Annotated in this window: 14 protein-coding genes; 6 read left to right on the top strand and 8 right to left on the bottom strand. The window is 33.8% G+C overall.

The features are described 5' to 3' along the window. Positions 1-36: 36 nt before the first annotated feature. Positions 37-1137 (bottom strand): BT_3928 family protein, encoded by a 1101-nt coding sequence (locus tag K0R77_RS03305; protein ID WP_300347666.1) that lies wholly within the window; start codon positions 1135-1137, stop codon positions 37-39. A 1-nt stretch (position 1138) separates the two neighbouring features. Next, positions 1139-1705, bottom strand: a complete 567-nt coding sequence (locus K0R77_RS03300) for a DUF1599 domain-containing protein (protein WP_300347664.1) — start codon at positions 1703-1705, stop codon at positions 1139-1141. A gap of 306 nt (positions 1706-2011) precedes the next feature. Here K0R77_RS03300 and folP point away from each other — a divergent pair, with 306 nt between their 5' ends. Beyond that, positions 2012-2776: a dihydropteroate synthase gene (folP, locus tag K0R77_RS03295; protein WP_300347661.1), complete on the top strand. Its 765-nt coding sequence runs from the start codon at positions 2012-2014 to the stop codon at positions 2774-2776. A 184-nt stretch (positions 2777-2960) separates the two neighbouring features. Here the strand turns inward: folP and K0R77_RS03290 are convergent, their stop codons facing one another. From K0R77_RS03290 to K0R77_RS03270, 5 genes are all read right to left on the bottom strand, one after another. After that, positions 2961-5414, bottom strand: coding sequence for a DUF5686 family protein (locus tag K0R77_RS03290; RefSeq protein WP_300347654.1), 2454 nt, complete (start codon positions 5412-5414; stop codon positions 2961-2963). A 140-nt stretch (positions 5415-5554) separates the two neighbouring features. Further along, positions 5555-5791 carry a hypothetical protein gene (locus K0R77_RS03285; protein ID WP_300347649.1) on the bottom strand — a complete coding sequence of 79 codons (237 nt, stop codon included), beginning with the start codon at positions 5789-5791 and terminating at the stop codon, positions 5555-5557. Between the two features lie 90 nt (positions 5792-5881). Next, positions 5882-8299, bottom strand: a complete 2418-nt coding sequence (locus K0R77_RS03280; protein WP_300347644.1) for a hypothetical protein — start codon at positions 8297-8299, stop codon at positions 5882-5884. Between the two features lie 143 nt (positions 8300-8442). Further along, positions 8443-9189, bottom strand: coding sequence for a hypothetical protein (locus K0R77_RS03275; protein WP_300347639.1), 747 nt, complete (start codon positions 9187-9189; stop codon positions 8443-8445). 235 nt (positions 9190-9424) lie between these two features. Next, complete coding sequence (locus tag K0R77_RS03270) at positions 9425-11908, bottom strand: DUF5686 family protein (RefSeq protein WP_300347635.1); 2484 nt, start codon at positions 11906-11908, stop codon at positions 9425-9427. A gap of 382 nt (positions 11909-12290) precedes the next feature. On the opposite strand from K0R77_RS03270, the gene K0R77_RS03265 reads away from it, so the two are divergent. From K0R77_RS03265 to K0R77_RS03250, 4 genes are all read left to right on the top strand, one after another. Beyond that, positions 12291-12887: a hypothetical protein gene (locus tag K0R77_RS03265; RefSeq protein WP_300347629.1), complete on the top strand. Its 597-nt coding sequence runs from the start codon at positions 12291-12293 to the stop codon at positions 12885-12887. A 42-nt stretch (positions 12888-12929) separates the two neighbouring features. Beyond that, the gene (locus K0R77_RS03260) at positions 12930-14000 is read left to right on the top strand and encodes a hypothetical protein (RefSeq protein ID WP_300347624.1); all 1071 of its coding nucleotides are present in this window, start codon (positions 12930-12932) and stop codon (positions 13998-14000) included. A 126-nt stretch (positions 14001-14126) separates the two neighbouring features. Then, positions 14127-14798, top strand: a complete 672-nt coding sequence (locus tag K0R77_RS03255; RefSeq protein ID WP_300347620.1) for a hypothetical protein — start codon at positions 14127-14129, stop codon at positions 14796-14798. A gap of 564 nt (positions 14799-15362) precedes the next feature. Next, on the top strand, positions 15363-16085 hold the full coding sequence (locus tag K0R77_RS03250; protein WP_300347615.1) for a hypothetical protein: 723 nt from the start codon (positions 15363-15365) through the stop codon (positions 16083-16085). A 565-nt stretch (positions 16086-16650) separates the two neighbouring features. Here the strand turns inward: K0R77_RS03250 and K0R77_RS03245 are convergent. Next, on the bottom strand, positions 16651-17739 hold the full coding sequence (locus K0R77_RS03245) for a Gfo/Idh/MocA family oxidoreductase (RefSeq protein ID WP_300347611.1): 1089 nt from the start codon (positions 17737-17739) through the stop codon (positions 16651-16653). Between the two features lie 95 nt (positions 17740-17834). Here K0R77_RS03245 and K0R77_RS03240 point away from each other — a divergent pair, with 95 nt between their 5' ends. Beyond that, positions 17835-18212, top strand: a complete 378-nt coding sequence (locus K0R77_RS03240) for a helix-turn-helix domain-containing protein (protein ID WP_300347605.1) — start codon at positions 17835-17837, stop codon at positions 18210-18212. Positions 18213-18321 lie beyond the last annotated feature (109 nt).

Here is an 18321-nt window from a genome sequence, read left to right as displayed (position 1 = left end):
TTATTTAAAGTTCTGAAATTGACAATTCAGTATTGACTAGTCAATATAATTTTTAGCAGGTTGTTTGTCAACTATTTTTCCTTTTTCTAAAATTAAAACAAAAGGATTGCTTCTCGCAATTGTTTTGATGGCAGTACCATCCATCATTGCATTTTTGATGGTTTTAAAAGTATCCGGCATTGTTGAAATTCCGTAAACAATTGCAGTTTTGTCAGTATTTGCTTTAGCTTCTACTTTCTGAAGAAGATCTTTTGAAACGTCTTTCGGATGATAAGAAAAAACAAGAACAGCTTTCGGTGCGTTGATGATTTCATCCGTAAGGTCAATTCCTGTAGGATCTTCAATTTTAAATTTGGTGATTTCAGATTTGTATCCTTGTTTTACTAAAACCGATTCATTTTTACCTTCTTCAATCTTCCACGGTGAGCCATCTTCCCAATATTTTGTCTGGTTGATATAATCATCCTGATTGACTTTTAAAACTTCTCCTGTTTTTGAGTTTTTCAGAGAGTAATACGTTTTATACTCAGAAGGGTTTTTTGCAATTTTACCTTTTTCGGCAACCAGATCGGTTCCTATTTTATAATCACGGAAATCAATTATTGGTTCATTCATAATTCCCTGAGCCATAATGAAAATCATGATTCCGGAGAAAAGTCCTAAAGCGATAGATTTGAATTTATTATTTGATTTTGTCTGATCAAATTCATCTTTTTTAAACTCTTTTCGATACAATAAAACGAGGATTAAAAGCCCAACCAAAAGAACAATGTCTTTCACAAAGCTTTCCCATGGTGTAAATTTAATTGCATCACCGAAACATCCGCAATCTGTCACTACGTTGAAATACGCTGAGTAAAAAGTTAGAAATCCAAAGAAAATACAAAGCGCAATCAAAGCTGAAAGGGTGAATTTCAGTTTTAATTTAAGCAAAAGCATAAAACCAAGTAACAGTTCCAAAACCACAACGATGATTGAGAAGACCAAAGCAAATTTTACCAAAAAGGGCATATTGAAAACAGAAGGTTCAAAATATTCCTCCATTTTAAATGAAAATCCTACTAAATCTACCGCTTTTACAAATCCTGAAAGGATGAAAATGACGGCAACGATGAAACGTAATAAACCTTTGATCATATTAAATAATTTGATGTTCTACATTGTTTTCTTTTTCAGAGAACTTGATCAGGCAGAAAACCGCATAGTTCAGCATGTCAAAATAATTGGCATCCAGACCTTCCGATACGATGGTAACGCCTTGATTGTCTTCTATTTGTTTGGTTCTTAAAACTTTCTGGTAAATAAGATCAGTAATCGATGAAATTCTCATATCTCTCCAGGCCTCGCCGTAATCGTGGTTTTTTCTTTCCATTAAAGCTTTGGCTTCCTGAGCATATTTGTCGTAAAGGCTTAAAATTTCTTCTTTATTTTCGTTAAAATCATTCGAAAAACCTTTCTCCAACTGAATCAATCCTATGATTGAGTAATTGACCACAGCGATGAATTCTCCTTCCTCACTTTCATCAATCATTTTTACATCAGTCATCTGTAATGTACGAATTCTGTTGATTTTAATGTAAATCTGGTCGGTGATCGAGCTCGGGCGCAAAACTCTCCATGCAGCACCATAATCCTGTAATTTTTTACTGAAAAGATCACGGCACTCATTGATAACTCTCTCGAACTGTATTGAAGTTTTTAGCATAAATTCTCTTAATAGCCCAAATATACGAATTAGGTTTTAGGTAGCAGGAATTAGGTATAGAGTTTTTGAGTTTGAAAGTGGGAGAGTTGTTGAGATTAAGTACCGGAGTACTGAGTTTTTTTTGATTTTGATTATTTTTTTTAGAGCATATTGATTAATGATTATTTTTGCATTGTGAATATCATAACAGATAAAACTAAAAATTCACGATCTTAAAAAGCCATGCTGTCAAATTCTCAAACGCTGAAATCTTTTCATTCAATCAATTGTAATGGTCAATTAGTGGATTTATCTGTCCCGAAAATTATGGGAATTTTAAATCTGACACCGGATTCTTTTTCGGATGGTGGCAAATTTAACAATGAAAAATCTGCGCTTGAACATGCTGAAAAACTAATCAATGATGGCGCATCGATCATTGATATTGGTCCTCAATCTACACGACCGAATGCGGAATTTTTGGATGGTGATGAAGAAATCAGGAGAATTGGAAACATCATTTCATCAGTAAAAAAAGAATTTCCTGAAACTTTAATTTCTTTAGATACTTTTTATGCTGAAACGGTGAAATTTGGTTTTAATGAAGGAATTGACATCGTAAATGATATTTCAGGCGGACAGTTTGATGACGATATGTTTGATGCTGTTGCTGAGACAAAACTTCCTTATATTTTGATGCACATTAATCCTTCTTACAAAACAATGCATGAAAAAACTTCTTTTGCCGATATAACTTTGTCTGTCAATCAGTACTTTTCTAAAAAAACAGATGAATTATTAAAAAAAGGTATCAAAGATATTATTCTTGATCCGGGTTTTGGATTTGGAAAAACAGTGGAAGATCAGATGAAAATGATTGATGAGGTAGAGTTTTTTGATTTTGGAAATTTTCCTTTACTGATCGGGATTTCGAGGAAATCTTTCATTTATAAACCTTTGGGGAAATCTGCTTTAGAAATTAATGAAGAAACGCAAAAACTTCACATGAAAGTTTTAAAGCAAGGAGCGAAAATTCTACGTGTGCATGATGTGGCTGAAGCCAGGAAAACGATTGATGATTTTTTAAAATAATTATTGACAATTGTTTTTAGCCGATATATTTTAACTGTCAATCCTACATTAAGTTTGTCATTCCGGAGGAATCTAAACTGTCTAAAAAAAACTTAGTAGAGATTCCTCCGGAATGACAAAGACTGTGTAGATTTCTTATAAAGTGACAAAATTTATTAAACTTCCCTCTTTATTTAAGTCTATTCTAAAATCCTAATAATTTCAGTTTAAACTGAATGGCAAAATTATCTTTGAATTTTGGACTGTTGTAATATCCGACTCTGTAAAAGAATCCTAGATTGAATTGTGACGAAAGGAAATTATTCCATTCCAGACCTAATTCGTTATACAAATGATCCAATTTTTCAAATTCAAACTGGTGGAATTCCTTGTTTTTTAAATCACCAATTGTTCCTCTGTAAATAAAGTCAAAACTTGAAACGTTTTTGCCGAAACTTTTGAAATACCAAGGAAGTCTGTGTGTCAGATAGGCACCAACAAATTTATCGTTGTAATATTTTCCGCCTTCCATTGTTGCGAAACCTAAATAGGAAGTCAGGTTGAAATTGAGTCCGCCATGTCCGTTTCCTAAGCCATTCATTGTGAAGTTTTTCCAGATCGGTGCTTCACCTGTGATGATTCCACCGTAAGCTCTGATCCCGGTAACTCCTAATTTTGTTTTAAAATTATGAACGAAAAGTGCATCAAATCTGCTGAAATTAAAATCTCCGTCTAAAGTTTTAAATCCTTGTTCGTAATTAAAATATAGTTCCGGAAGATTTTGCTCGTATGTATATTTTCCGGTTGGCGTCATGATGTTTTTTGAATTAGGAGAATATTTTAAAGTAATTGTTGATGATGCTATATCAAATTGATTTCCTAAACCTCGGTAGTTGTAAGCAAATTTAGATTCTTCCTGCGTTTTTTTTGCCGCAACATTGATGGTCAAACCATTCGTGATGTCATTTTCGTAACTTACTTTAAAGCCTTCATGACCAAAGAAAACTCCATTATTCAGAGCAACTCCTGAGTTCATGATTTTCATTCTGAAGTTCCATAAATTTTCTGAGAAACGACCTGCAGCCATCACGTCATTGAAATATTCAACACGGAAAAACGAATTTTTATTTAAAGTAGTACGAATGTCAACTCCTGCTCCGTATTTAAAGTCTTTATCGTAAATTCCGTAAGCAAAATAAGCATCAGGCGAAATGTATTTATTGAATTTTTCGTTCAATTTTGCTCCCGCTCCGAAACGGAAATGCTCGTATTTATTATAACCAATCAATCTCGCCAAATCAAAATCTACGATTCCTACTCTGATTTTCCCTTTCAGTAAACCGGTTAAAGCTTTTGCTTTTTGGTCGAGCTTATATTTGCTGCTCAGACTGTCGATTTTTGTGTAGGTTGTTACTTCACGGTTGGTCAGATTTTCTGTACGATATTGATCAATCAGCTTTCCGTCAGAATTTTTCACATCAATCGTATAGCCTTTAAAATACTGTGGTTTTTCTTTGATGGGCGTTTTAAAATCGAAATAATCAGCGGTGGCAAATGCGTAGCTTCCAAATTTCTTTCTGGTGTTTTTTTCTGCTTCTTTTTCTTCTTTAGTTTTGTTTTTATCAGATTTATCGTCACTATCGAAAGAGGTAGAACCCATTTTCAGTTTGTAGTTTTCTTTTACCAGAAACCATTTGTTTTCAATGGGCTTCCAGATGCTTGTAATACTGCCTTCACTTCTGATTTTGCTGTTGCTTTCTATTTTTTTCAAAGCATAGCTTTCTTTATCTACATAAATATATCCGTTGAATTTTCTGCTGTTCTCAGCTTCTTTGTAGCCAACCTGGCGAAAACGTATTACATAATTTTGTCTTCCGTCAATTTCTATTGAGTCGGTCAGAAAAAAGCGGTAAAGATTTCTGTTTTCTTCTTTGATTTCTTTCGGAATCACATTTCTGTTAGACCGGAAAGCCATCAGTTCGTAGATAGGTTCTTTTAAACCTGCAATTTTATTATCAAGGATATTGGTTTTCTCACCGTATTTTTTTGAATATAAACTTTGTGAAGCCCGTTCCCACAGAAACATTTTACTTTTACCGACCAGTTTCATCAGATTGACAGATTCCAAAGAATCTTTTCTTTCCTGAGCTTTCATCGGTTGCTGCGGAAGTTTTTTCAGGGAATCTATTCGGTTTGCGATATAGGCATTGTAAGCTTTGATGCTATCTTCATCAAAATCCAATGAAATTTTTTCGTAAGATTTAAATGAATAGGAATCCAAGCTTAGCGGTGAATTCTGTTTGTAATTATCATTGATCTTTCTAAGAATTTCTAAAGCTCTCGGATCACTTTTGTCCTCCAGAATTACGGTTTGTATATTTTGGGTCTTAGGATCGGCTTTGCTCAAAAAGACTTCCATCACCTTGTCTACAACCACATCATCTTCATAAAACCCTTTTGCTGAAACTTCTACCTTTTTACATTTTGTTCTGAAGCTGAGAATCCCTGAAGCATCGGTTTTTCCTATGGCTTTATCATTGCAAAAAATGGTTGCATTAGGAATTGCAGCCTGATCAGCAGAATTTTTAACAATAATTTTCGACTGTGAAAAAATGCTGATGCACCCGAAAGACAACAGCAGGATATAAATTTTATTCATAAAGAATTTCTAACAATTAAATTTGATCGATTGTTGATTTTTACATTTTCCTATTTCAGGAATTAAAAATCATGTAAATCAAATCAGCTATGGCAAATAAAGTGCCGCAGATGTTAAAAATTCTTAATATAATTTATTTATCAGTTAAGATGAGCTTGTTTTTCTGCAAATTCTTTAGAGAATTTTATTCTGTCTTCTTCCAGTTTTTCCTGACTGTCGGGTAAAATATAATTAAAGAGAATTTTGTTTTCGTTGTCCAGAAAAATCATTTCTTTTTCTTCACCATCAATCATTTGAGAGAAGATTGCCCACATCGAGGTATCTTTTAATCTTAATAATTCAAAAAACTGTTCTGCTTGTATTTCTATTTTTTTCATTGATTTAATTTTTTATTAATTACTGCTTCTTTAACCACCCCGTCAAAAATTCTTTCGAATTTTCGCCACCCCTCCAAAGGAGGGGAATTTTTAGAACTCTAATAATTTGAGTTTAAACTGAAAGGCAAAATTCTGTTTAAAACTGTATGTTGTATAATATCCGATTCTGTAAAAAATACCTAAATTGAAATAAGACGAAAGGAAATTATTCCATTCCAATCCAACTTCCTGATACAAATGATTTAATTTTCTGAATCTGAAATCATGATATTCCGGATGTTTCATATCACCAATGGTTCCTCTTAAAACAAAATCGAAACTCGAAACATTTTGCCCGATACTTTTAAAATACCACGGAAGTTTGTGAGTAAAATAATATGCAACAAATTTATCATTATAAAATTTTCCGCCTTCCAAAGTTGCAAATCCTAAATAGGAAGTCAAGTTAAAATTAATATCCCGACTCGGCGATGCTAAACCGTTCATTGTAAAATGCTTCCAGATCGGTGCTTCACCGAGAACCAATCCGCCGTATAATCTCACTCCGGTTGTTCCTAATCTTGTTTTGAAATTCTGTACATATAAGGCATCAAAACGGGTGTAATTAAAATCTCCGCCCAAAGCTTTGAAACTTTGTTCAAAATTAAAATACAATTCGGGATATTTCTGATCGATCAGCGATTTTCCCTGTGGAGTCATGATGTTTGTAGAGTTCGGAGAATATTTCAGCGTTACCAATGTGTTGAAATTTTCGAAGGTTGCCCCGCTGTTTCTGAAATGATAATCAAATTTTGCCTCTTCCGTATTTCTTCGTGCGGCAAAAGCCAATGTCAAACCGTTGGTAACATCATTTAGATAAGATACAGAAGCACCTTCATAACGGTAATATTTATCATTGTTGATATTGTTTCCGTAATTCATCATTCGCATTCTGAAAGTCCAGAGTCTGCGGTAAAACTCGCCGGAAGAATTGACATCATCGTAATATTCAATCCTGAAAAAAGAGTTTTTATCAAGTGTGGTTTTGATGTCAAGACCGATTCCATATTTAAATTTTTCGTCAGCCAAACCATATGCAAAATAATAATCCGGTGAAAAATAAGGATTAAAATTTTCATTCAGTTTTGCTTTCAAACCGAATCTGAAACCTTCATATAAGTTGTAATTAACGACTTCTCCAATATCGAAATCAAAACTTCCAACTCTTACTTGTCCGTTGATCAAGCCGGTCAAAATTCTCGCTTTACGGTCGACGTTATATTTTTTTCCTAAACTATCAATAACGAAATAGGTGTTTTTTTCTCTTTCGGATAAAGGCTCGGTCCGGTATTTTTGTAAAGTTTTTCCGTCGGCATTTTTTACTGTGAAAGTGTACCCCTTAAAATCTTTAGGATTTTCTTCGGTTGGCGATTCGTAGTCAAAGTATTTTGAACTCAGATACGCATAAGTTCCGAAACTTTTTTTGTGTTTTTTTGAGTGGCTTTCTTCGTCTTCATCGGATTTTTCGGGATTATTCATTTTCATTCGGCTCATTCTCAATTTTACGCTTTCTTCAGCCAGAAACCATTTGTTATTAAATAAAATCCAGGTACTTGTAATGTTTCCTTCGTTTTTATCTTTGCTGATGCTTTCGATTTTTTTAATACCATATGTTTCGGTATCGATATAAAGATACCCACTGAATTTTCTCCTCTTAACTGATTTTTTGTAACTCGCTTCACGAAATCGGATCACAAAATTTTGTCTGCCATCAATTTCAATTGAGTCGGTGAGGTAAAATCTGTACAAACCACGATTTTCGGTCTTGATCTGACTCGGAATTTTATCCCGGTTTCCCTGCAAAGCAATCAGTTCGTAGATTGGTTGTTTCAGTCCGGAAATACGGTTGTCGAGAATATTGACTTTTTCGCCGAGTTTTTTAGAATACAGAAATTCCTGAGCTCTTTCCCAAAGAAATAATTTGCTTTTAGAAAAAATTCTTCTTGCCGAAACATCATTCATTGAATCTTTCGTTTTCTGCTTTTTAAAGAGATTAAAATTGTTGTTAAAAACTTCATTAAAAGCAGAAATACTGTCTTGATCAATGTCTAAAGATATTTTTTCGTAAGATTTATAAGTATAGGAATCTAAACTCTTCGGAGAATTATTTTTAAAAAGCTGATCAACTTTTCTCAATATTTCTAGAGCTTTAGGATCACTTTTATCTTCAAGAATAACGGTTTCGATGGACTGTGTTTTGGATGAAGTGTTAATAAGTGTGACGGTCATTTCATTTTCAACCAAAGCACTTTCTTTGAAATAATTTTCAGCAGAAATCTGAATACTTTTGCATTTGGATTTAAATTCTAAAAATCCGTTCTCATCTGTCTTTCCTAGAATTTTGTCGTTGCAGGAAATTGCTGCGTTCGCAATAGGTGTTCCTTTAGCTTCATTAATTACTGTAAGCTTTGATTGTGAAAAACCAAAAACGAACGCCCACAGAAACAGAACAATAAGAACTCTTTTCATAACAAATTTGTCGGTCAAAATTACTGATATTTCTTCTTTCAGGAAAGTTTTTCCGGGATCAATTTTTTAAAGATAGTGCATGAAAAACTCCGAAAAATTTAATTTCCGGAGTTGATTTTTATTTTTAAGAAAAAGAAATGATATTATTTCAAATCGCTTTCGGTAATCACAATTTCTTTGATGACTTTCCCTTTAGAATCGGTGTAAACATATTTTAAATTATTGACACCTAAAACAGCAGTCTGCTTGAAAATCTGTTGAATCTGCGGAGTCTTGATCATTTCGTCTTTCATCAATTTGTCTGCACCTTCTGCATTTAGCATCGGAATGTAGCTGTCCGGAACTTCATTTGTGTAAATTAAGTTGTTGTTTTCATCAGCTTTGATGCTCATGATTTTTGTTCCTGTAGTTTGATCAACCATCGGAAGATTTTTGTTGAATGCTTCCAGAATCTGATTAAGCTCATTACTGTTTGGCTTATCGCCTTCTGCGATCGATTTAAAATCTACAGATTGGTTGACATTATTTTTGTCGATCATTTTATCGATGATCAATTTTGAATCTGCGCTGTATACTTTCAGATTAAATTTTACTCCGCTCTCAAAAAGTTCTTTTCCTGATTTTTCACTTTTGATCGCCTGAGCAATCAATTCAGGAAGAGATTTGCTGACCAATTCACTTTCCAGATCGCTGCTTTGATAGTTGGTATTAACATCAATATTGACCTGATCAGCATTTGTAGAGCTCGCTTTTGTAGATCTGATCATCTGATTAATCATCATCGACGAAGAATTGTTGTACATTTTGACAAAATCCTGAACTTTGTCTTCTTTCGTTTGACACGCCATAAGCATCAACGAGGCAAAAATAATTGTGAATAGTTTTTTCATAAATAATATTTTAAGAAATGGTAATAACAAAACAGAAACCAATATGCCTCTGTTTTGTTAAATTATTGAAAACTTCTTTGATTGTGAATCGTAATTTTGACAATGATCTAAACTCTATAATTGAAAAACTTTGTGAGCTTTTATAAGTGAAACGGCTTTGTGTAACTTGACAAAAGTTAATTGTCAAAAAAACCTTTGTGCGCTTTGCGTTAAAATTAAGAATCATAATAAATAATCAATTCAAAAAATTAAATCTCAATTTAATCCCAAAGTTATCCTTGAATTCCGAAGTCTGATAATGTCCTAATCTGTAAGAAAAACCTACGCCGAAATTTCTACCCAAAAATCGATTCCAAATCAAGCCAACTTCCTGATAATAGTGATCCAAAACCTGGAAATCAAACTGATGATCGCCACGGTTTTTAAGATCTCCGATGGCAGATTGATATTCCAGTTCGATGTTTGAATATCTCGAACCAATCGTTTTAAATCTGAAAGGTAAATTTTGTGAAATCTTGAATGCCACAAATTTATCGGCAAAGAAAGTTCCTGAAGGCATTGTTGCAAACGCTAAATTATTTGGCGTGTTGATGTTTGAATACCAATGTTCCGGATTTCTGTCGTTCTGACCGGCAATTTCAAAGTTTTTCCAGATCGGAGCCGTTCCTGAAGAAATTCCTCCGAAAAGTTTCAGATTGGTAATTCCCAATTTCGATCTGAACTGATGAATAAACAATGCATCGGCTCGGTAATAATCTAAATCTCCGCCTAAAGCATCAATTCCTTTTTCGAAATTCATGTAAACCTGCGGAAATCCTTTTTCATAAGTGTATTTTCCGCTTGGAGTCATGATATTTTTATCGTTCGGTGAGAATTTTAACGATAGAGTAGCGCTCACATTATCAAAACGATTTCCCAGATTTTTGTACTGATAATCAAAAAGTGCTTCCTGTTTTTCTTTATTCACGGCAATTTTCATGCTTAATGAGTTTGAAATATCATATAAATAGGATGCTCCCCATTTTTGATTCTTATAAAAATTGGCATTGTGCAGATCTAAATTCAGATCATTCACTTTCATCATCATATCCCACATATTGTTGCTGAATCTTCCTGCTGCAAAGACATCATCCACATAATCGATTCTGAAAACGGAAGTTCTCTTGGAAGACAGTTTCATATCAAGACCCAAACCGTATTTCCAGGTGTGATCTTTAAAACCATATCCGAAATATCCGTCCGGAGAAAATGTTTTGTTGAATTTTTCATTCAGTTTTACACCGGCTCCCAAACGGAAACCTTGGTATTTATCATAGCTGAAAAATTTAGTAAGATCAAAATCAATCATTTTGTAACGCAGATTTCCTCGCATCAATTGGGTCAGGAAACTCAGTTTCTTTTCAAAATCATGTTTCTGTACAAAGCTGTCGATTTTCACGTAGGTTGCACTTTCTCTTGCAGTCAGACTGTCGGTTCTGTATTGCTGAAGCAGACTTCCGTCAGTGTTTTTCATCTCGAGAGAATAGCCTTTAAACTCAGATGCTTTCTGTGCTTCATTCAGCTGGAAATCGAAGAAACGGTTTTTCACATAAAGATAATTTCCGAAAGTTTTTTGGTTGTATTTTTTTCGGTCGCTCAGTTTTTCGCCTTTCTTTAACGTGTCGGTTTTTACGCTGTCTTTCTTTGAAGTATTAAACGTCTGGTCGCCCATTTTCAGTTTGATGTCTTCATAATCCAGAAACCATTTTCCGTCAATCGGTTTCCAGACCGAGACAATGTCGCCTTCATTTCTTTTTTTACTGGTACTCTCAAACTTTTTCAGCGCATAGGTTTCAGAATCCACATAGATTTTTCCGTTAAACTTTCTCGGGTTTTGCTTTTTCTTATCGGTGATTTCCTTGAACTTAATGACGTAGGTTTTTCTGCCGTCCAATTGTAGAGTGTCTGACAAATAATAATTAAAAAGCTTTCTGTTTTCAGGTCTTAGCTGTCGTGGAGTTCGGTCTAGATGTGAAAGATTAATCGCCACCGCTTCATAAATCGGATTTTTAAAACCCGACATTCTGTTGTCTATAATATTGGTTTTCTCCCCGAACTTTTGAGAATATTTGTATTCCGTCGCTTTTTCCCAAAGGAACATCTGACTTTCCTGAGTAGCGTCGAGCAGATCTTCGCCGATCAGAGAATCTTTCTTTTCACTTTCTTTTTGTTTAAATTCAGATTTATCAACCTTTGAAAGAGAATCTTTTCTCGTTGCCAGGAAATTTTTAAAAGTATCAATTGAATCTTGATCGACATCAATCGAAAATTTAGAATACGATTTAAAATTATAGGTATCTAAAGATTTGGGCGAGTTTTCTTTTTCTCTTTTATTCAGTTCGTCCAAAATTTTCAATGCTCGCGGATCACTTTTATCGGTGATCACCACTTTATCGATATTGCTCTGTTTCTCAGACAGCGGCTGCATTGCCACTTCCATTGATTTTTTAACGTCAACGGTAACATCTTCAAAATTGCTCGCCAGAATTTCAACTTTCTTACATTTTGTTTTAAAAGATAAAACGCCGTCAAAATTGGTTTTCCCCAAAAGATTATCGTCGCAGTAAACGGCTGCCTCACGAATAGGTTTTTTATCGGTTTTGCTGAAAACTTTCAGTGAAGTCTGCCCGAAATAGAACACCGCAAAAAATAAAAAGAACGGAGATAGAAGTTTGGTCATTGAGTTTTTTTATTAATAAGACAAAACTATTGATAAGAAGGTTACAAAACCATAACAGAAAATATAATCTTTTGTTAAAAATAATAGTCGAGTGTATTTGCTTTTATTACAGATAATTGTTGGGTTTTTCAATTCTCGGGGTGAGGATAAATGGAGATTTATTTAAGAGATTTTAAGGCTTTGTAAGTATTATACAATTTCTAAATATATGATCTCGTCAGTTCGAGTAAAAATTATTTGAAGAATAATTTGTATCGAGAACACAAGGGCTTCATCTTTTTCATTTAGGTTTGAAATAAAATTGCTTAAATTAAGATGTTTGATTACTTTTAGCTAACTTATTTAGCATTTAAAATTTCTAGCTTTATCAAAAAATTTAAACATGACCAAAAAAGAACTTTTAACATGGATTATTTTAACTATGTTAATCATGATGCTTCCAATATCATTTTTTCTTTACAATTTTTATGATAGTGAGATTTCCGATGATATAGGAAAGTGGGGTGCTTTTGGAGATTATTTTGGTGGTTTACTAAATTGTACATTCTCTTTACTTAGCGTAATTGTAACGATTTACATAGCATTAAAATTATCCAATATTGAAAAAAATAGGAACAGAGATAATTTAAAATTTGAAAAAGAGAAACTACTTCGTGAATTTCGAGAATCAGAATATAAGAGAATCAATTTTGAACTTCAAAAAGTATGGTCATGTGTAACAGATTCTAATCGAGAAGATGCAATAAGAACACTTGCTAGCATAAATTGGCAATATAGATACTTTATGACATCAAATTATCATTTATTTCCATTTCTTGCAGATAATGAAATAACAAATCTTCACAAAACTCTTCAAGAAATTATAAATCTATTTTGGAAAGAAAAAAGTTTTGAAGAAAAGGAAGAAATTATTGGAAAATTTACGAAGGATTTTGATGCTTTAAATATGAAAATGCAAACATTCTTATTGAAAAATTAAAAAAAGTAATTCATAACAATATATAATCTCAAAAAAACATCTATGTCATCAAAAGTTGAATATAAAAGAACAATATGTTTTTGTAATATACGCATTAAAAAAAAGTTCAAGTGTGATTGGTTTCAATTCTACCCTTTGGAAGATTTTATAAATTCTGACATTAATACTAATCATTTTCCTTTTGTTTTAGAATATAAAATTACTACCGATGACATTACTCAAATATCTCATGAAGCTACTTTAGAAGAAGGTGATGAAGAAATTGAACAAATAGATAGAGAATTTTGGTCAAAAATGAATCATGAATTTAATGTTATGACTTATATTCTTCGACTGTTGTCTGTAGTTACAAATCATCACTTTTTCACCTACAATGTAAATGATCAAGGCTGGTTTATTAATTTAGATGGAAAGCGAAATGAAGACATATATTGTAAATATGGAGCTAAGATTTATAACGACAAAAATTTAAAAAATTTAGGTTTTATATCCAAATTTACAGATGTAGACTTCAAAGATATTGATTTGATTCAACACTCAATTTATTATCAAATTCCTGATCTTGACGAAGATATAAATAATGAGTTGAAGATGAGTATACATAGCCATCTTTTTTTTGAATTGCTCGATAATCTTTCTGAAATTCAAAAACAATATTTTGATTCAGCAGTTGTTTTAATTAATAACGGTGTGAAAATTCGAAATGAAATGAAAAGTTTGTCGTTCTTAGCATTTATATCAAGTATAGAAACTATGACATCGCTTGTGACAAAACTTAATAAAGAGGAAGTTGAAGTCGAATGTCATTCATGTAAATCAATAAAGAATTCAAAATATAGCTGTCAGAGTTGTGGTAAACCTATTTGGGGGGTAGGTCAACAAATAAAGTTATATCTAGAAAAATATTTATCTGCGGATGAAAAACTAAAAGCTTCGATTAATAAATTGTATAATTACCGATCAAAAATTGCTCATGCAGGAAGCTTATTAACCGGTAATATCAATTTTGAATGGAATGACCCAAAAAAAAGAAAACAGCATTTTCATACACTTATAGCTGCAATGCAATATAGTAAAATGAGCTTAGTAAATTATGTGTTGATGAACGACTAGCTTTTATTTACGCAATTACGTTTATTAAATTATATATCTATAGGTTTTTACGAGTCAGTTATTAAAAGTATTATTTTATACTTTAAAAATTTACTAAATCTATTGAACTAAAATAATAAAAATATCATGGAATCAGAACAAATTACCAAAGAAAGTCGAATTTCCCTTAAACTTTCTAATGATTTAAAAACTTTTGAGCAAAAAGAAAAATTTTTGGAGATTTTAGAGAAAAGAATGGAAGAAAATAAAAAATCTCTTGGTAGCTTATTTGTAGCTTTATTACTGTGTGGTTTTGCATTTCAATTAATATTACAAACTAAAATATCAGAAGTTAATTTAGGTCCCTTCACAGTTAATGATACAAAAATAATATTTCTAATAATCCCATCAATCTTCACTTTTGTTTACTATAAATATTTAATGATATGGTATGACTTTGCTGAACAGAAAAATGTTTATAAAGTTTTAACTTCATTACTTTTCGATCTTGAATATGAATCGTATTTAAATGAGAGATTGCGACCATTTTCTATTACAGATTCAGTAAGCAAATATCATAGTCAAAAAAAAATGAATTTAACAGGATGTTTAGGTTATTTTCTTTGGCTGCCTATAGGACTAATCATAATAATATTTCCTTTTGGATATGAAGTTTATTTAATTTTCAAATTATTGACCAGTACAAACTCATACAGCTTTTTCGAAATATTACTAATAGCTATTCCATCGACAATTTTTGTTCTAACCATTCTAATGCTTGTTAAGGTTATTGATAAGGGTATAAAAGGTGAAAATTAATTTTTCAACTGTGTAATATATTCTTGACCCTTAAGCATTCTATAAAAACAAACCTCGCCCACCGCGAGGTTTTTCCATTTCAAAAAAATATTCTTTCAATCCCATACTATTCAAAAATATTTTTATATTTGTTTTAAGAACAACAAAAAACAAAATGATGATGTATAAAAATAATCCCGCAGTTCATGCGCAGGTTTCCGGCACTCCCGGTTCCAAAATCCAACTCAACATTTTCAAGCCATTGCCCATCTCAAAAAACGGTAAACCGTTCCGTTGGTTCGTTCAGGCAGTCTGAAGAGCGCTTCAATCCCTTCGAAAGGGCATTCAGGCATTCAGTTGAGGGAATCAACCGCTTCGTAAGGACGTTCAAGTGTTTCGTAAAGGCAGTCAACCGTTTCGAAGAGACAATCAATTAGTTCGAAGGAGCGTTCAACCACTTCGAAGAGGCGTTCAACCCGTTCGAAGAGGTAATCAAGTACAATTTGTTATATTTCAACACTTTACAGCTGTTTTGAAAAGAAAAGTAAATTTAAAAAACAATATAAAAATAAACTTTAATCAAAATTGTTAAACACAAAAAATAATTCTATTATGAAAAAAGATCAGGTAGTACGAACCTTCAGACTTGCAGATTCTGTACTGAAACAAAAAGCAGATGAACTGATGGGTTTGATTGACAGAGACATCACCGAATTTACAGACCGTGGCTATAACGCCGCCAAAAAGACCGAACTGACAACTGCACTCCACACCGTAGACAACTTCCCGAACGATGAACAGCTGGAAGCCATCAAAACAAATCTTACCGAACAAAAAGATGCCGCCAGAAATGCACTCGAAAAAACCATGCGCAGTATTTTCAATATGGCAGAAAATGTTTTCGGACTCTACAGTGCCAAATACAAGGAATTTGGTAATGCATTGATCAGTCAGCAAAGTGATGCAGAGATCGTTCGCGTTGCCAAAATCATGAGTAGTACTGCCGAAAAATATCTTTCCCAACTTGCTGACGAAGGTCTTACCGCAGAGAAAATTACCACCCTTATTACACAGCGTGATGCCCTCGATGTTGCTATAGATGCACAGGCAAAAGGTATTTCTGACCGTGATGTAGCCACAGAAAGCCGTGTAGAAGCACTCAACAAACTCTACCAACTACTTACCAAATACGCAGGCATCGGTCGTGATATCTTCTACGAAACCAACGAAGCCAAATACAACGACTACATCATCTACGACACCCCAAGCGGATTGCCGGAAGTGCCGCCTACAGAGGATCAGGTGTAAACTTCTCAATACGGTTTTCTTCAAAACCTACTTGAAGTGACGACGTGCTTAAATTAATACCAAAGTTGCATCGTCAGTCGTTCGTCAGTTCGAGTGTCCCGATGAAATCGGGATGTATCGAGAACCCGTGAACCGAAGCACAAAATCTGTCTTCCAGTCAAAAACTTCTCGATACGATTTTTTTCAAAAACCTACTCGAAGTGACGTCTCGCCTATACTGATAACGACTTAACCTCGTGAGTCGTTCGTCAGTTCGAGTGTTTTTCGCAGCGCAGCGGAGAAAAATGTATCGAGAACCCGTGGATCGCAGACTGCCTGTAAATCAAAAACTTCTCGATACGGTTTTTACAAAACCTACTCGAAGTGACGACTTGTTTACACAATACATCAGTCGCTTGTCAGTCGAGTTCCGTCAGTTCGAGTGTTTTTCTTCGAAAAGCGAAGAAAAATGTATCGAGAACCCGTGGACCACTGACTGCCTATGAATCAAAAACTTCTCGATACGATTTTTTGCAAAAATCTACTCGAAGTGACGACTTGTTTAAACGATACAAGATACGCTCCGTCAGTCGAGCTTCGTCGCAGACAGCTCTATAGTATTCAGCAATTCATAAAGTTGTACAGCATCATCAAAAGAAGGTGCATTTCGGGTATTGTTTCTAATGTCGTCTGCCAGCAACTTATACATTCGGGCTACATTTCCTACCATTGGATTTTCGGGAAAATTATTCATAATCTCTGCCGGAACTTTCATTAATTTCAGTTCTTTCTCAGTTCCTTTCGCTCCAAAGATGGAGAGAGGCACCAGCTGTCCGTGTCCCAAATCACCTCTTACCTGTATGTCGCCTTCTGTTCCGTTAATTTCCCATAATAAATTAGTACCTCTTGAAACGCCACCACGATAATGTACAGAAATAGCTGCACCATTATCTAATGTACCGATTATCATAATTTGGTCTTCTGCTGTTTTCGATTTTACGTCACCTGTTTCCAATACTTTCACCGTATCGAAATTGCTTGTCAGTTTGGAACTGAGTTCTGAAAAGCTTCCCAATACAGTGGTAACACCAGCCAATGTATGTGCCAATGGTATCGTTAGCATAGTTGCACCATTGGCTTTATCGTACAAATAAGATAAATCTGCAACAGTCTCGTTTCTCCAGTTCCCGCCCGAACCAATCAAAGTTGTAGACAGAACTTTCCCGACAAAACTATCCTTTATAAGTTGTTGCAAATACAAAATTTCAGGTGCAACCACCATTTGAGTTCCTACAACAGCCACAACGTTTTTTTTCGCTGCCATTTCGGCTAAAAGTCTGGTTTCCTCCAAACCATTTCCAAGTGGATGCTCACAATACACGTGTTTACCTGATGCCAAGGCAGCTTTTACTAACTCAAAATGATAGGGTACTTTCACGGTAACGATTACCAAATCTATTTCCGGTGAGCTGATCAATGCTTCCGCATTCTGAAATGCATAAGGGATTTGGAATGCTTCGGAAGCTCTTTTTGCACTTTCATAGGTTGTATTCGCTACACCTAGAATTTCAAAATCATCTTCCAAAAACTGTAATGCGGGTATATGTGATTTTGATGCCCAATGGCTATCGGGATTTAAACCAATAATTCCGACTCTGATACGATCTGTTTTCATTTTTCTTTCTTTTTATCTAATTGCAAATTTATCAGGAAACAATTAACTTTGTACAGTACACATACAATTGTAAGGTACATACAAAAATGTAAGTAATGGCAAACAAAGAAACCTCTACAAATAACCAGAATAAAATTTTTATCACTGATTGCAATGTTACTTACGCAGTTCAGCTGGTTGGAGGCAGGTGGAAACTTCCTATTCTGTTGCAATTGGAAAAAGAGAAAAAGCGTTTCGGAGAATTAAAAAAAATAATTTCCAATATCACCGAAAGAATGCTCACTCTACAGTTAAGAGAATTGGAAAAAGATGGTTTACTAATAAAAACGGTTTTTGCAGAAGTTCCGCCAAGAGTTGAATATGAATTAACGAATATTGGAAAGGAACTGATGCCTGTTTGCAAAGAACTGCATCAATGGGGAGCAAAGCATAAAATGGGATTAATTGAAAGTGATAACGATAAAATAAAATAATAATTGTTCTAAGTAATTTACTTAATTAGGACATCAATAATTTATTACGAGAGTCTTTGAATCAGAGTTTGCCTTTAAACAAAAAACTTCTCGATACGTTTTTTTAGCA

Source organism: Chryseobacterium sp. (assembly GCF_029240215.1).
Classification (GTDB): Bacteria; Bacteroidota; Bacteroidia; order Flavobacteriales; family Weeksellaceae; genus Chryseobacterium.
Note: the sequence above shows the minus strand (reverse complement) of the source record. Positions and strands in the feature narration are given on the sequence as shown.

What these genes read in the sequence shown, in the direction of transcription:
- folP (WP_300347661.1), top strand. Translation starts at nt 2,012, where the DNA reads ATGGGAATTTTAAATCTGACACCGGATTCTTTTTCGGATGGTGGCAAA.
- K0R77_RS03240 (WP_300347605.1), top strand. Translation starts at nt 17,835, where the DNA reads ATGGCAAACAAAGAAACCTCTACAAATAACCAGAATAAAATTTTTATC.
- K0R77_RS03305 (WP_300347666.1), bottom strand. Translation starts at nt 1,137, where the DNA reads ATGATCAAAGGTTTATTACGTTTCATCGTTGCCGTCATTTTCATCCTT.
- K0R77_RS03275 (WP_300347639.1), bottom strand. Translation starts at nt 9,189, where the DNA reads ATGAAAAAACTATTCACAATTATTTTTGCCTCGTTGATGCTTATGGCG.
- K0R77_RS03260 (WP_300347624.1), top strand. Translation starts at nt 12,930, where the DNA reads ATGTCATCAAAAGTTGAATATAAAAGAACAATATGTTTTTGTAATATA.
- K0R77_RS03290 (WP_300347654.1), bottom strand. Translation starts at nt 5,414, where the DNA reads ATGAATAAAATTTATATCCTGCTGTTGTCTTTCGGGTGCATCAGCATT.
- K0R77_RS03255 (WP_300347620.1), top strand. Translation starts at nt 14,127, where the DNA reads ATGGAATCAGAACAAATTACCAAAGAAAGTCGAATTTCCCTTAAACTT.
- K0R77_RS03270 (WP_300347635.1), bottom strand. Translation starts at nt 11,908, where the DNA reads ATGACCAAACTTCTATCTCCGTTCTTTTTATTTTTTGCGGTGTTCTAT.
- K0R77_RS03285 (WP_300347649.1), bottom strand. Translation starts at nt 5,791, where the DNA reads ATGAAAAAAATAGAAATACAAGCAGAACAGTTTTTTGAATTATTAAGA.
- K0R77_RS03265 (WP_300347629.1), top strand. Translation starts at nt 12,291, where the DNA reads ATGACCAAAAAAGAACTTTTAACATGGATTATTTTAACTATGTTAATC.
- K0R77_RS03245 (WP_300347611.1), bottom strand. Translation starts at nt 17,739, where the DNA reads ATGAAAACAGATCGTATCAGAGTCGGAATTATTGGTTTAAATCCCGAT.
- K0R77_RS03280 (WP_300347644.1), bottom strand. Translation starts at nt 8,299, where the DNA reads ATGAAAAGAGTTCTTATTGTTCTGTTTCTGTGGGCGTTCGTTTTTGGT.
- K0R77_RS03300 (WP_300347664.1), bottom strand. Translation starts at nt 1,705, where the DNA reads ATGCTAAAAACTTCAATACAGTTCGAGAGAGTTATCAATGAGTGCCGT.